Genomic DNA, 14,940 nt, shown 5'->3' on the forward strand with positions numbered 1-14,940 from the left:
GGCGGCCGTAGCGAAGGCGCAAGCCATCGAGGAGGCATCGTGACGACTGACGCAGCAAAGCCGACCGACGCACGCGCTCGCGTGGCCGTGGTCGGCAGTCTGAACATGGATCTCGTCGCGCGCGCGCCGCGCTTGCCGTCTCCCGGCGAGACGCTCGCGGGCCGTGCCTTTGCGCAGGTGGCCGGCGGCAAGGGCGGCAACCAGGCGGTGGCCGCGGCACGCCTGGGCGCCCAGGTGGCGATGATCGGCCGGGTCGGCGCCGACAGCAACGGCGAGGTATTGCGCGCGGGGCTGATGGCAGAAGGTATCGACTGCGGCGCGCTCGAAACGTCGCCTGGCGCGCCGACCGGCGTGGCGTTGATCATCGTCGACGACGCGAGCCAGAATGCCATCGTCATCGTGGCCGGCAGCAACGGCGAACTCGCGCCCGAAACGATCGCGCGCCATGAGGCCGTGCTCGCGCGGGCCGGCGTCGTGGTCTGCCAGCTCGAAACGCCCACTGACGCTGTGGCGGCCGCGCTCGCCGCTGCACGGCGCCTGGGCAAGATCACCATCCTCAATCCAGCACCCGCCACGGGGCCGCTGCCCGCGCAGTGGCTCCCGCTCATCGACTATCTCGTACCGAACGAACTGGAGGCGGCCGCGCTCACCGGCTTGCCCGCGAGCACGCCGGAAGAGGCGGCGCGGGCGGCGTCGGCGCTGCGGGAGGCGGGCGCACGCAACGTGCTGGTGACGCTCGGAGCGCAGGGCGTATGTGCGCTGCTCGACGGCGCCGCGCCGGTCCATCTGCCCGCGCCACGCGTCAATGCGGTGGATACGACGGCGGCCGGCGACACCTTCATCGGCGGTCTGGCCGCGCGCCTGGCTGCCGGGGCGCCCGCGCTCGAAGCCATTGCTTTCGCATTGCGCGCGGCGTCGGTTTCAGTCACGCGCGCGGGCGCTCAACCCTCTATTCCCACGCTCGCCGAACTCGCGGGCTGAGCGCATCAGCACGTCTCGCTGGCATCTAAGCCATGACCGGCCACGGCGCGGCTTATTCGCGCCGCGCCTGATTGTATTTCGCCAATACTTCATACCATATACACATTTCAAGACCTTGAAATCCTGTGCCGTAAACGCCTGTTAGAGCGACCACTCGATGTCGGGCGTTGGGCCCGACCATATCACAAGCGTTGGGGGAGTCATGGGCAAGGGCATCAGTATCAAGGCGCGCATTGGCATCACGATGGGCTTTCTGGCGACGTTGATCGTCGCGATCAGTGCGGTCGGGCTGCTGGGTCTCACGCGTTCGAACGACGCGTATCGCGAGACTTTCACCGACCAGATGCCCAGTTCGCACGCGGTCAATCTGGCCGAAATCTATGCGGCACGCGAGCGTCTCGCGCTCGACCGGGCCGCCTTCGAACAGGGTACGTCCGACGCCGCGGCGACGGTCGACCGTGCGCGCATGCTGCGTGGCGTGTCGGACGACTTCTGGAAGAAGTACATGGCCTTGCCGCACGCCGGCGAGGAAGCGCGCCTCGCTCAGGATGTCGGAGCCCGGCGCGAGGCCCTGCACCAGATCGCGGACCAGTTCATGACGACCGTCCAGTCGGGCGATCAGGCGAAGGTGGTGGCCGGCGCCAAGGCGCTCAAGGAGGCCTACGACGGGCTCTCGAAGGCCGACGCCGTGCTCGACAAGTTCCAGATGACGCAAGCGCAGCAGGGCTTCGACGACGCCCAGGCCGCGTTCTCGGAGCTGCGCGTCGCGTGCATCGCGGCGCTGCTCGTAGGTATCGGCGCCGCCGCCTATTCGTTCTTCTCGCTGCGCCGCGCTATTGCGGAGCCGCTCGGCGAAGCGCTTGGCGCTTTCCATGCGATCGCCGCCGGCGATCTGCGCCGGCCCGTGGTCGTGCGCCGCAACGACGAGATGGGCGAACTGCTGGGCGGCGTCGCGCAGATGCAGCGCAGCCTCACCGAAACGGTGCGTTCGGTGCGCTCGGGCACCGAATCGATCGCCACGGCCACGCGTGAGATCGCCGCGGGCAACCTCGACCTCTCGTCGCGTACCGAAGAGCAGGCATCGGCGCTCCAGCAGACCGCGTCGAGCATGGAACAGCTCACGGGCACCGTGAAGCAGAACGCAGACAACGCCCGCCAGGCCAGCGCGCTCGCCGCCAACGCCTCGGAAATCGCCAACAAGGGCAGCTCGGTCGTCAATCAGGTGGTCGGCACGATGGGCGACATCAACGACAGCTCCGCGAAGATCGCCGACATCATCACGATCATCGAGGGCATCGCGTTCCAGACCAACATCCTCGCGCTCAATGCGGCCGTCGAAGCGGCACGCGCGGGCGAGGAAGGGCGCGGCTTCGCCGTGGTGGCGGGCGAGGTGCGCAGCCTCGCGCAACGCTCGTCGGCGGCGGCCAAGGAGATCAAGGGGCTCATCGACACCTCGGTCGAGCGCGTGCAGGCGGGCTCGGCGCTCGTCGACGAGGCGGGCCGCACGATGACCGAGATCATCGCCGCGGTGCAGCGCGTGACCGACATCATGGGCGAGATCGCGGCGGCTTCGCAGGAGCAGTCGGGCGGCATCGACCAGGTCGCGCGTGCGGTCACGCAGATGGACGAGGTGACCCAGCAGAACGCGGCACTCGTCGAGGAGGCCGCCGCCGCGGCGCAGTCGCTCGAGGACCAGGCGGGACGCCTGCGCGAGGCCGTCGCCGTATTCAATCTGGAAGACGCAGCGCTGGGCGCAGCGCAGGTGAAGCCTGCGCCGGCAGCCGCCAGGACGGCTTCCGTCGCCCGTGCTGCTGCCACGCGCCAGGCATCGGGAGCCGGGGCAGCTGCGCCTGCCGCAAAGCGCGCGCCGCGCAGCACTCCGGCTGCCGCCGCCGCCCAGCCGGCCGCACGGCCCGTGGCAGCCCCCCGCGCGCCCATGAGCGCGGTGGCGTCGGCTGCCGGTTCGAACGGCGACTGGGAAACCTTCTGACATTCATCCGCCAAGCCGCGCGGGCCGTCCGCGCACGAGAGCCAGCCGCTGTGCCGCAGCGGCTTTTTTTACGCCTTTGACCCCGTTGTGCGGCCCCGCCGTGCGCCATGTGGGCGCCGTTACGGTACATTGTCAGCCGTGTCATCTGCGCGGCCCGGTCGGCGCGCTACACTGCGGCGCCCAGCGGTGCCCGCGAGCGGCATGGCGTCGTGCTGGACGGTTCAGCCCGCGCCGATGTCCGGGCGCGGCCCAAACGGGGTGGCACCGCAGGAGGAACGACCCGCCCCGCAGGGGCAAGGCAGGCGCACCGCGCCAGGCAGGACGGATTGGCCGGCATCGAGCGCCAGCGCCGCATGACAGCACAAACAAGGAACCCGACATGACGCATGACGATCTCGCGCAACGCCTCGTGAATGCGCGCCGGCATCATCATCTGATCGAAACGCTGGAACCCGAGCGCGTGCCGCCCGACGCGGCCACGGCCTACGCGATCCAGCAGGCGGTGCTCGCCGGGCTCGAGACGACCACGGGCGGCTGGAAAGTGGGCGCACGCGCCCCCGGCGGCCCTGCCTCCGGCGCGCCGATCCCGGCGCCGCTCGTGCACGCCTCGCCGGCGCGCTTCGAGCGCCGCCACTTTTTCCGCGTGCTCGTGGAACTGGAAATCGCGTTTCGTTTTTCGGAACCGATCGTCCCGCGCGCCGAAGCCTATGCGCGCGACGAGGTGCTCGCGCGCGTGGGCCAGATCGTGCCGGCCATCGAGATCGTCGACAGCCGTTTCGCGCAGTGGCCCAACGTCGCGCCGCTCGCCCAGCTCGCCGATGCACAGAACAATGGTGCACTCGTGACCGGCCATGCGCTGCCGTACCCAGCGCTTGCCCGCGTGCTCGATTTCGTCGCGCCTGAGCTCGAACTGACGTTCGACGGCGCCTCGCTCGTGCCGGAGGCGCCGGGCAACCCCGCGGGCGATCCGCGCGAACTGCTGGTCTGGTTCGTCAATCATTGCGCCGCCATGGGCATCACGATCGAGCCCGAATGGACTATTACGACCGGCACCTATGTCGGTGCGCACCGCATCGATACACCGGGCCTCCTGCACGGCCACATCGACGGGCTAGGGGAAGTCGAAGTCGAGTTCGTCTAGGTCGCCCAGGGGCGCATCGTGTAACTGTCGCACCTGTCATATTTGCTCTCACGAACGGCCGCCGCGCGCATTGCGCGGCGGCTTTATTTTTTTGTACGCGTTGTGCGTCCCATGGGTGTAAACCTGGCAGCCTGTCACGCGCGTCATCTTCATCGCGTGGCGTTCGCGCGTCGTCCGATTGGAGCGGGAAAACCATTACTGCCGACAGGGCCGGTCAGCGTCGATTGGCATCCGCGCAAGAATGCGCGGCAGGTCACCGACGACGGCGAAATCGACGCGTAAAACGGGAAAAAAATCGCATTGACGCGTGCTCACAACATTTGCGTGGCAGTTCGCAATGCGCGCGCGTTCTGCGGGCTCGCGAACAAATCGTAACGAATGGGTGTGCACCGGCGCTGCGTTGGTGCGTTTCATGAAGAGGCGCTGTGTATGCCGGAGTGCCGGACAGGCCGCATGACAAGGCGAAAAGCCGGTCGAACATCAGGTAAAAATTGGCGTGCTGCGAATGCCCCGCCCGATGGAATGAGCCAACACGCAGGCACAGCATGTGGGAAGGAGCGTGACCCCGGTCTGAAATTTGCACCAGTAGGGAAGATCATTGTAAGTCGTTGTCTGGCGCCCTCCAAGCGCTCAATAATGCTTAGCTTTAGAGGGCACATCAGGCGCGATTTAACGGTGCGAAAAATTTCAAAAGGGTTTAGGATGAATTTGAGCGATGTCGTTTCCGAATAGCGCGCCGCGCACGACATCGGTCGCAGATCTTGGCGAGGAGGTAGCATGGATATCTATAGCAGCTTCGCGACCCGCTTCGAAAAAACGCGAGAGGAGGAGTTCTCGCTCGAGGAGTATCTCGCGCTCTGCAAGGAAGATCCCAATGCGTACGCCACGGCTGGCGAACGCATGCTGACGGCAATCGGCGAACCCGAACAGATCGACACCCGCAACGATCCGCGTCTGTCGCGCATCTTTGCGAACAAGGTCATCAAGGTGTATCCCGCATTCCGCGAGTTCTATGGCATGGAAGACGTGATCGAGCAGGTCGTCGCGTACTTCCGCCATGCGGCGCAAGGACTCGAAGAGAAGAAGCAGATTCTCTATCTGCTCGGTCCGGTGGGCGGCGGCAAGTCCTCCATCGCCGAGCGTCTGAAGCAGCTCATGGAGCGCGTGCCGTTCTACTCGATCAAGGGCTCGCCCGTGAACGAGTCTCCGCTCGGGCTGTTCGACTACGACGAAGATGGCCCGATACTCGAAGAGCAATACGGCATACCGCGCCGTTACCTTCGCAGCATCTTGAGCCCGTGGGCCGTGAAGCGCCTGCACGAATACAACGGCGACATCCGCAAGTTCCGCGTGGTGCGCCGCTTCCCGTCCATCCTGCGCCAGATCGGCATCGCGAAGACCGAACCTGGCGACGAGAACAATCAGGACATCTCGTCGCTCGTCGGCAAGGTGGACATCCGCAAGCTCGAGCAATATGCCCAGGACGACGCCGACGCGTACAGCTACTCGGGCGGCCTGTGTCTCGCGAATCAGGGCCTGCTCGAATTCGTCGAAATGTTCAAGGCGCCGATCAAGGTGCTGCACCCGCTTCTCACGGCCACCCAGGAAGGCAACTTCAAGGGCACCGAAGGATTCGGGGCGATTCCGTTCAACGGCATCATCCTCGCGCACTCGAACGAGTCGGAGTGGAAGGCGTTCCGCAACAACCGCAACAACGAGGCACTGCTCGATCGTATCTTCGTGGTGAAGGTGCCGTACTGCCTGCGCTACTCGGAAGAGATGAAGATCTACGAGAAGCTGTTGCGCAATTCGTCGCTGGCCGAGGCCGTGTGCGCGCCTGGCACGCTGAAGATGATGGCGCAGATGTCGGTGCTCACGCGCCTGCAGGAGCCGGAGAACTCGAGTCTCTTCTCGAAGATGCAGGTGTACGACGGCGAAAACCTCAAGGACACCGATCCAAAAGCGAAGTCGTACCAGGAGTACCGCGACTTCGCGGGCGTGGACGAAGGGATGAACGGGGTTTCGACGCGCTTCGCGTTCAAGATCCTCTCGCGCGTGTTCAACTTCGACTCGACTGAAGTGGCCGCGAATCCGGTGCACCTCATGTATGTGCTCGAACAGCAGATCGAGCGCGAGCAGTTCCCGCCGGAAACCGAGCAGAAGTATCTGTCGTTCGTGAAGGACGTGCTGGCCTCGCGTTACGCGGAGTTCATCGGCAAGGAGATCCAGACCGCCTACCTCGAGTCGTATTCCGAATACGGGCAGAACATCTTCGACCGCTATGTCACGTACGCCGACTTCTGGATTCAGGACCAGGAGTTCCGCGATCACGACACGGGCGAAAGCTTCGATCGCGCGGCGTTGAATGCCGAGCTCGAGAAGATCGAGAAGCCCGCGGGCATCAGCAACCCGAAGGACTTCCGCAACGAGATCGTGAATTTCGTGCTGCGTGCGCGTGCGGCCAACGCCGGCAAGAACCCGGCCTGGATCAGCTACGAGAAGCTGCGCGTGGTGATCGAAAAGAAAATGTTTTCGAACACGGAAGAACTTTTGCCGGTCATCTCGTTCAATGCGAAAGGATCGGCGGAAGAGCAGCGCAAGCACGAAGACTTCGTCAACCGCATGGTGGCGAAGGGCTATACGCCGAAGCAGGTCCGGTTGCTCTGCGACTGGTATCTGCGGGTGCGCAAGTCGTCGTGAACGAAGAGGCTTTACCGTCCGAGTGCGCTGCCGCAGTTTTGCGGCGGCGCAAAAGGACCCCCGGCGGGGCGCAGGCGGCGTGGCCATGAGCGGGTGAACGCGGCACGCACGATGGCAGACGCGGCAATGAACACTGCGCACCTCGCCCATTCGCAACTGGAGCGGGAGACTGGATGTGCTTCATCAAATCATCGACCGCAGGCTAGCCGGAAAGAACAAGAGCATTGCTAACCGCGAGCGCTTTTTGCGCCGCGTGAAGAACTATATTCGTCACGCCGTTTCGGAAGCGGTGCGTGACCGAAGCATCAAGGACATACAGAGTAACCAGAGCATCACCATTCCGCGCAAGGACATCGCGGAGCCGTCGTTCCGGCACGGCCCCGGCGGCAAGCGCGAAATGGTTCACCCGGGCAACGAGGACTACATTCGCGGCGACCGCATTCCGCGCCCGCAGGGCGGCGGGGGCGGTGGCGGCAGCCAGGCGAGCAACGAGGGCGAAGGTCAGGACGACTTCGTGTTCGAACTCTCGCGCGAAGAGTTCATGCAGTACTTCTTCGACGACCTCGAACTGCCGCGCCTCGTCAAAACCCATCTCATGGCCGTGCCGACGTGGAAGAGCATCCGCGCGGGCTGGGCTGCCGAGGGCACGCCGAACAACATCGACGTCGTGAGATCGCTGCGCAGCGCGCTCGGCCGCCGTATCGCGCTCGGTGCGCCGCTCGTCAACGAACTGCACGAACTCGAAGAGCAACTCGAAGCGCTCAAGGCCGACCCGGCCGACCGGCGCGAAGAGATCGCGGTGCTCGAGGAGCAGATCCATCACCTGCGTGGGCGCATCTGGCGCATTCCGTTCATCGACCCGTTCGATCTGCGTTACGTGAATCGCGTGAAGCAGCCGCAACCGTCGAGCCAGGCCGTGATGTTCTGCCTCATGGACGTGTCGGGCTCGATGGACGATCAACGCAAGGACTTGTCCAAGCGCTTCTTCATCCTCCTGTACCTGTTCCTCAAGCGCAATTACGAAAAGATCGAGGTGGTCTTCATTCGCCACCACACGCGCGCCGAGGAAGTGGACGAGGACACCTTCTTTCATTCCACCGAAAGCGGCGGCACGGTCGTGTCGAGTGCGCTGGAGCTGATGAAAAAAGTGATCGAGGACCGTTATTCGCCAAGCGACTGGAACATTTACGGCGCACAGGCTTCGGACGGCGACAATTGGACTGACGATTCGCCCAAATGCCGCAAGATTCTCGCGGATGACATACTGCCGCAGGTGCGCTATTTTGCGTATATTCAGGTGACGCCGGAGGAGCAGAACCTCTGGCTTGAATACGCGCAGCTCGCACTCACCGAACCGCATCTGGCGATGAAGAAAGTCGACACCGCGGCGGACATCTACCCGGTGTTCCGGGAGCTTTTCGAAAAGCAGGTGGAGCACTCATGACGACACGCCACCTGCACAATGAGGCGCGCGGCTATCAGCCGGAGCGTCGGAAGACGAGCGGCCACGAAAAAGGGCATCATGGCGAACACGGTGACGAGCGCAAGCCCGGCCACCGCGAAGACGCCGAAGCGCCCGGACATGCCGCCGGGGCTGCTCGCCACAAGGAGCATGGGCTCGCCCAGCAAAGGGAAGTGCAAATGAACGTAGCCGACAAACGGCCGTTGCCGTGCCCCTCCGACTGGACCTTCGAACTCATCGAGGAGTACGACACACATATCTCGCATGTTGCAGAGCAATACGAACTGGATGTTTATCCGATCCAGCTCGAACTGATCAGCGCCGAGCAGATGATGGACGCCTACGCGTCCGTTGGCATGCCGGTGAACTATCGCCACTGGTCGTTCGGCAAGCACTTTCTCTCCACCGAAAAGAGCTATCGCCGCGGTCAGATGGGTCTCGCCTACGAGATCGTCATCAACTCCAATCCCTGCATTGCGTATCTCATGGAAGAGAACACCATGACGATGCAGGCGCTCGTGATCGCGCATGCCGCGTACGGGCACAACTCGTTCTTCAAGGGCAACTATCTGTTCCGTCTCTGGACGGACGCGCACGCCATCATCGACTACCTCGTGTATGCGAAGAATTACATCGCCGAATGCGAGGAGCGTTATGGTCTCGACCGCGTGGAAGAGTTGCTCGACTCGTGCCATGCGCTCATGAATTACGGCGTGGACCGCTACAAACGTCCGCAAAAGCTGTCGCTCGAACGCGAGGCCGCATTGCGCCGGGAACGCGAGGCTTATCTGCAGTCCCAGGTCAATGAACTGTGGCGCACGCTGCCGAAGCAGCAAATGCCCGTTGCCGAGGAGATCGACGAGCGCTTTCCGCCGGAGCCACAGGAAAACCTGCTGTATTTCGCCGAAAAGAACTCGCCGCTGCTCGAGCCGTGGGAGCGTGAAGTCATACGCATCGTGCGGAAGATCGGCCAATACTTCTACCCGCAGCGGCAAACCCAGGTCATGAACGAAGGCTGGGCCACGTTCTGGCATTACACGTTGCTCAACACGCTTTATACGCAGGGCAAGCTGGAAGACGGCTTCATGATGGAGTTCCTGCATTCGCACAGCAACGTGATCTATCAGCCGCCGGTGACGAAGCCGTATTACAGCGGCATCAATCCGTATGCGCTCGGGTTTTCGATGATGAGCGACATTCGCCGCATCTGCGAGAACCCCACGGAGGAGGACCGCAAGTGGTTCCCCGAGCTGGCCGGCAGTCCATGGCTCAAGTCGCTGCACTATGCCATGCGCAATTTCAAGGATGAGAGCTTCGTGGCGCAATACTTGTCGCCGCATCTGATCCGCGAAATGCGGCTCTTCTCGGTGCTCGACGACGACATGCGCGACGCGCTCGAAGTCTCGGCCATCCATGACGAAAGCGGCTACCAGTACGTACGCCAGGCGCTCTCGCGTCAGTACGACATGCATCACCGCGAGCCGAATATCCAGGTGTGGTCGGTGAACACGCGCGGCGATCGCAGCCTCACGCTGCGTCACTTCATGAGCGACAATCGTCACCTCTCGGGCGACACAGACGAAGTGCTGCGCCATATGGCGCGCCTCTGGCAGTTCGACGTGTTCCTCGAAAGCGTGGACGAGAACGGCACGGTCCGAAAACGCTACGAATGCCGTTATATGCCGCCGCCGATTCGGGTATAGCCATCTCATTGCGTGACGCGATTGAGCGTACAAGTCATGAGGCCAGCCTGCGGGCTGGCCTCTTTCATTGATGCGCGTGCAACGACGTTGCAATCGAACACGTACCGCAACGCCCACGCGCGCTAACATACTGCGCCAGTGAACTAACAAGCTAAAAGACACCGCACGTAGAGGCGGATTTCGAAAGGATGGCGTAATGGCGTTTGAACTGTTTCGCGGCGTGCGGCCGCTTTCTCGCACGTCTGCTTTGCGCGATGCGCTCGCCGGCGTGCAGCTTGCGTCGATGAACGTGCCGCAACTGCTTGGCTATGCGCGCATCGCGGGCATGCCTGCCGTAACCGGTCTGTACACGGGCTTTCTGCCGCTCGTTGCGTTCGCGCTCTTTGGCGCGTCGCGTCATCTCGTGGTCGCTGCCGACTCCGCCACGGCCACCATTTTCGCGAGCCGTCTCACGACCATGGCGGCGCCTTCGAGCGCCGAGTACGTCGCGCTCGCGGGCATGACCGCTTTGCTCACGGCCGTGATGTTGTTGATCGCACGCCTGTTTCGTCTCGGCTTTCTCGCGGACTTTCTCTCGCGCACCGTTCTCGCAGGTTTTCTCACGGGCGTGGGCGTGCAGGTGGGCGTGGCGATGCTCGGCGACATGCTTGGCATTACTGTCAATTCCCGCCGCACAGTCCTTCAAATCAAGCAGATCGTCACGCAACTGGGCGCGATACACTGGCCGACGCTTGGCATCGCCGTGGCCGTCGTGGCCGCGATCCTGGTCTTCAAGGCCTTGCGGCCGCGCTGGCCGGTGCCGCTCGTCGCCGTGGTGGGGAGCATCGCGGCGAGCGCCATGCTGAACTTCGCGGGCCATGGCATTTCGGTAATCGGCCCGGTGCAGGGCGGCTTGCCGCGCTTGAGTTTTCCCGCAGTGGGCTGGTTCCAGATGATCGATCTGCTGCAGGTGGCGGCGTCGTGCTTCGTCATCATCGTCGCGCAGAGTGCTGCAACGAGCCGCGCGTTTGCCGAGCGCTATGGCGAGCGCACCGACGAGGACACCAATCTCCTCGGCCTCGCGGCGGCCAACGCGGCGGCTTCGATGAGCGGCGCGTTCGTCGTGAACGGCAGCCTCACGCAGACCGCCATGGCCGATCAGGCCGGCGCGCGCAGCCAGTTCGCGCAGCTCGTGTTTGCAGGGGTCGTGCTCGTGGTGCTGTTGTTCTTCAGCCGTCTGCTGCAATACCTGCCGCATTGCGTGCTCGCCGCAATCGTCTTCACGATTGCAGTGGGACTCGTGAATATTCGCCAGCTGGTCGACATTCGTCGCGAAAGCCCCGGCGAATTCTGGCTTGCGATAACGACGGCGATCGCTGTCGTCGTGGTCGGCGTCGAGAACGGTATCCTCATCGCGATCGGCCTGTCATTGCTGCGCCACGTGCGGCATAGCTACCGGCCGCACACCATGGTGCTCGTGCCGAACGCGGAGGGGCACTGGCTGCCCGAACCCGCGGAGGCGGGCCAGCTCACGGCGCCGGGGTTGATCGTCTATCGCTTCGGTGCGGACCTGTTCTATGCGAACGACCATTTGTTCGTCGATGAGCTGCGCGAGCTCGTCAATCGGGCGCCATCGCCCGTGCACTGCCTGGTCGTGGATGCGGGGGCGATTACCGACCTCGACTATTCCGCGGGGCGCGCCGTGATCGACCTTTGCTCGGAGCTCGCGGAGCGCGGCGTGAAGGTGATTTTCGGTCGCGTGAACCGCTATCTGCTTTCGGACATGGACCGGCATGGCATCACGCCCGTGGTGGGCCATGCGAACATCTTCCCGACCCTGCACGAAGCACTCGCGGCGGTGCGTCCCGATCTGGAGTCGCGCGCGGACGCATGACGCCCGTGTAGCCATGCTACAAGCCAGACGAGCGTGTAGTGCGGAAAACGTGTGAAGCAGCTACATAATAACGTCCATAAAAACCCCGATTGCCCGCCGGAATTCGCCGCTGCTATTGTGCGCCTCAAGCGCTGTGGAAGCGCTTCCACTCCAACCTGATCCGGCTACCCAGAACGCCGGTGACTTCCGCGCAGGAGGCTTCGTGACTCAGGACACCGCATTGCCGCATTCCGCCGCCGCAGTTGCCGACGATCCTTTCACTCCGCCCGCCAGCTCTGCACTGTGGCGCAGCGACTTCCTCCTGGGCGCGGCCACGGCTTCGTATCAGATCGAAGGCGCCATTCACGAGGACGGGCGCATCCCCTCGATCTGGGACACGTTCAGCGCCACGCCGGGCAAGGTGCTCGCGGGCGACACGGGCGCCGTGGCCTGCGACCACTATCACCGTTGGGAGTCCGATCTCGATTTGCTCGAGAGCCTTAACTTCGAGGCCTATCGCTTTTCGATCGCGTGGCCGCGCGTCATGGACGAGGCGGGCCGGCCCAATGCCAAAGGCATCGCCTTCTACAAGCGCTTGCTGGAGCGCCTGAGGGAGAAGGGCGTGCGCACCTTCGCCACGCTCTACCACTGGGACCTGCCGCAGCATCTGGAAGATCGCGGCGGCTGGCTCAATCGCGACACAGCATACCGCTTCGCCGACTACGCCGACCTCATGAGCCGCGAACTGTCCGGCCTCGTCGACGCATGGATGACGCTCAACGAGCCGTGGTGCTCGGCGTACCTCGGCTACGGCAACGGCCATCACGCGCCGGGCCTCGCGAACGGCCGCTATGCCACCCAGGCGATGCATCATCTGCTGCTCGGCCACGGCCTCGCTACCGGCGTGCTGCGCGCGAACGATCCGGGCTCGACCAAGGGCATCGTGGCGAACGTGGGACGCGGCACGCCCGATTCCTCGTCGCCGGAAGATGTGCGCGCCGCGCGCCGCTTCGAAGTGCAGCACAACGCGTGGATTCTCGATCCGCTGCTCAAGGGCGCGTATCCCGAAGAACTCTTCGAGCTGTGGCCGGGCACCGAGCCGCTCGTGCTCGAAGGCGACATGAAGACGATCTCGGCGCCGCTCGATTTCCTCGGCATCAACTACTATTTCCGCACCAACGTGAAGAGCGACGGCGCGCACGGCTTCGTCGAAGTGCCGCTGAAGGACGTCGAGCGTACGCAGATGGGGTGGGAGGTTCACCCCGACGGTCTGCGCGACCTGCTGATCGGTTTCGGTCGCACCTACGAGAACCTGCCGCCGATCTATATCACCGAGAACGGCATGGCTTCGGACGACCGCGTGAGCGAAGGCGAGGTCAACGATACGCAACGCATCTCGTTCCTCAAGCGCCATCTCGCCGCGGTGGACGCCGCGATCAAGGCGGGCGTGGACGTGCGCGGCTATTTCGTCTGGTCGCTGCTCGACAACTTCGAATGGGCGTTTGGCTATGAGCGGCGCTTTGGCGTCGTGCATGTCGATTACGACACTCAGGTTCGCACGCCCAAGCGCAGTGCGCAACTCATTGCGCATTTCATCGCGCAGCGGCGCGCGCTCGACGGCGCTTGATGGCACATCAAGGGCGCTTGACAGGGTTACCGAGCAAGGGCAACAACTAGCGTGACAACCACGGCAGGGCATGCGACGCTCGGGCATGCCGTACGACGCGCCGTGGCCGACGAAATTTCCAACCCAAAAGCTTTTGCAGACCAACCCGGAGCAACCGGAGCCCTGCATGGGCCCGACGCCGGTGCCGAAAGCACTGACGCCAGGCGACAGCTGAAGCGCCAGCTCCGGATCGACAGGAGACGCAATGAAGCACAACGCACCCGTTCTGCGCGGCATCGTCGCCGCTCTCGCGCTGGCCGGCGCGCTCGCGGCCCACGCCGCGGAGCCGCTGAAGGCCAACGTGATTCACTGGTGGACGTCGGGCGGCGAGTCGGCCGCGATCAAGCAGTTCGCGCTTGCCTACGATCAGGCGGGTGGGAAGTGGGTGGACAACGCGATCGCCGGCGGGGACCAGGCGCGCGCAACGGCAATCAACCGCATCGTGGGCGGCGATCCGCCCACCGCTGCGCAGTTCAATACGTCCAGGCAGTTTCACGATCTCATCGACCAGGGACTCCTGAACAATGTCGATGCGGTCGCAACGAAGGAGAACTGGAGTGCCAGCTTCCCTGAATCGATTCTCACGGCGATCAAGGTCAAAGGGCACTACTATGCCGCGCCCGTGAACATCCACATGCAGGACTGGTTCTTCTATTCCAAGCCCGCGTTCGCCAAGGCCGGGATCAAGGGCGAACCGCAGAATTTCGACGAACTCTTCGCCGATCTCGACAAGCTCAAGTCGGCTGGGGTGATTCCGCTCGCACTGGGTGGTCAGGCATGGCAGGAGAAGATCACCTTCGACGCCATCTTCGCCGACATGGACCGCGATCTCTACATGAAGGTGTACCGCGACCGCGACGCGAACGCCGTGAATTCGCCCGCGTTCCGCAACGTGCTCACGACCTTCAAGCGGCTGCATAATTACGTGGATCCGGGCTCGCCTGGCCGCAACTGGAACGACGCCACGGCGCTCGTGATTTCCGGCAAGGCGGGCATGCAGATCATGGGCGACTGGGCCAAGGGCGAGTTTTCTGCCGCGAACCAGGTGGCGGGCAAGGACTTCGGATGCTTCCCCGGTTTTCCGAAGTCGCCGTACATGATCGCCGGCGACGTGTTCGTGTTCCCGAAGACCGACAATCCCGAGCAGGTCAAGGCGCAGCAACTGCTCGCCACGGTGATGACCTCGCCTGCCGCACAGGTCGCGTTCAACCAGAAGAAGGGCTCGATTCCGATTCGCCCCGACGTGGACACCTCGGGCTTCGACATCTGCGCGAAGGAGGGCATGACGATCATGAAGGACAAGTCGCGGCAACTGCCGAATCCGGAAATGTTGATTCCGCCTGATGTCCAGGGCGCGCTGCAGGACGTCATCACGAACTTCTGGAACAAGAACCAGTCGGCCGAAGACGCGCAGAAAGCCTTTGCCACGGCAATCCAGAGCTGAG

10 protein-coding genes are annotated in these 14,940 nt (G+C 63.7%); 9 read left to right on the forward strand and 1 reads right to left on the reverse strand.

Annotated features, from left to right (window positions below; translation table 11 throughout):
* Nucleotides 1-39: 39 nt before the first annotated feature.
* The 3 genes from rbsK (at nucleotide 40) to AB3X98_RS14295 (ending at nucleotide 4,112) form a co-directional block, all read left to right on the forward strand.
* Nucleotides 40-981 (forward strand): ribokinase, encoded by a 942-nt coding sequence (gene rbsK, locus AB3X98_RS14285; RefSeq protein ID WP_368605374.1) that lies wholly within the window; start codon nucleotides 40-42, stop codon nucleotides 979-981.
* Between the two features lie 202 nt (nucleotides 982-1,183).
* The gene (locus AB3X98_RS14290) at nucleotides 1,184-2,971 is read left to right on the forward strand and encodes a methyl-accepting chemotaxis protein (protein WP_368610264.1); all 1,788 of its coding nucleotides are present in this window, start codon (nucleotides 1,184-1,186) and stop codon (nucleotides 2,969-2,971) included.
* Between the two features lie 379 nt (nucleotides 2,972-3,350).
* Nucleotides 3,351-4,112, forward strand: a complete 762-nt coding sequence (locus AB3X98_RS14295; protein ID WP_069265700.1) for a 2-keto-4-pentenoate hydratase — start codon at nucleotides 3,351-3,353, stop codon at nucleotides 4,110-4,112.
* A gap of 195 nt (nucleotides 4,113-4,307) precedes the next feature.
* Here AB3X98_RS14295 and AB3X98_RS14300 read toward each other — a convergent pair whose 3' ends face one another.
* Nucleotides 4,308-4,526 carry a hypothetical protein gene (locus AB3X98_RS14300; RefSeq protein WP_368606781.1) on the reverse strand — a complete coding sequence of 73 codons (219 nt, stop codon included), beginning with the start codon at nucleotides 4,524-4,526 and terminating at the stop codon, nucleotides 4,308-4,310.
* Nucleotides 4,527-4,889: 363 nt separating this feature from the next.
* Between AB3X98_RS14300 and AB3X98_RS14305 the strand changes: the two genes are divergently transcribed.
* The 6 genes from AB3X98_RS14305 (at nucleotide 4,890) to AB3X98_RS14330 (ending at nucleotide 14,939) form a co-directional block, all read left to right on the forward strand.
* Entirely contained in the window at nucleotides 4,890-6,812 is a 1,923-nt protein-coding gene (locus tag AB3X98_RS14305) for a PrkA family serine protein kinase (protein WP_069265701.1), read from the forward strand.
* 175 nt (nucleotides 6,813-6,987) lie between these two features.
* Nucleotides 6,988-8,256, forward strand: a complete 1,269-nt coding sequence (locus AB3X98_RS14310; RefSeq protein WP_368606780.1) for a YeaH/YhbH family protein — start codon at nucleotides 6,988-6,990, stop codon at nucleotides 8,254-8,256.
* The gene (locus AB3X98_RS14315; protein WP_133186822.1) at nucleotides 8,253-9,977 is read left to right on the forward strand and encodes a SpoVR family protein; all 1,725 of its coding nucleotides are present in this window, start codon (nucleotides 8,253-8,255) and stop codon (nucleotides 9,975-9,977) included. Before AB3X98_RS14310 ends, AB3X98_RS14315 begins: the two co-directional genes overlap by 4 nt.
* 196 nt (nucleotides 9,978-10,173) lie before the next feature.
* The gene (locus tag AB3X98_RS14320) at nucleotides 10,174-11,850 is read left to right on the forward strand and encodes a SulP family inorganic anion transporter (RefSeq protein ID WP_368606779.1); all 1,677 of its coding nucleotides are present in this window, start codon (nucleotides 10,174-10,176) and stop codon (nucleotides 11,848-11,850) included.
* Between the two features lie 202 nt (nucleotides 11,851-12,052).
* The gene (locus tag AB3X98_RS14325; protein ID WP_069265705.1) at nucleotides 12,053-13,456 is read left to right on the forward strand and encodes a GH1 family beta-glucosidase; all 1,404 of its coding nucleotides are present in this window, start codon (nucleotides 12,053-12,055) and stop codon (nucleotides 13,454-13,456) included.
* A 244-nt stretch (nucleotides 13,457-13,700) separates the two neighbouring features.
* Nucleotides 13,701-14,939 carry an ABC transporter substrate-binding protein gene (locus AB3X98_RS14330; protein WP_342945773.1) on the forward strand — a complete coding sequence of 413 codons (1,239 nt, stop codon included), beginning with the start codon at nucleotides 13,701-13,703 and terminating at the stop codon, nucleotides 14,937-14,939.
* The last annotated feature ends 1 nt before the right edge of the window (nucleotide 14,940 follow it).

The sequence above is a fragment of the Paraburkholderia sp. BR14312 genome (genome assembly GCF_040948675.1).
Taxonomy (GTDB): domain Bacteria; phylum Pseudomonadota; class Gammaproteobacteria; order Burkholderiales; family Burkholderiaceae; genus Paraburkholderia; species Paraburkholderia nodosa_A.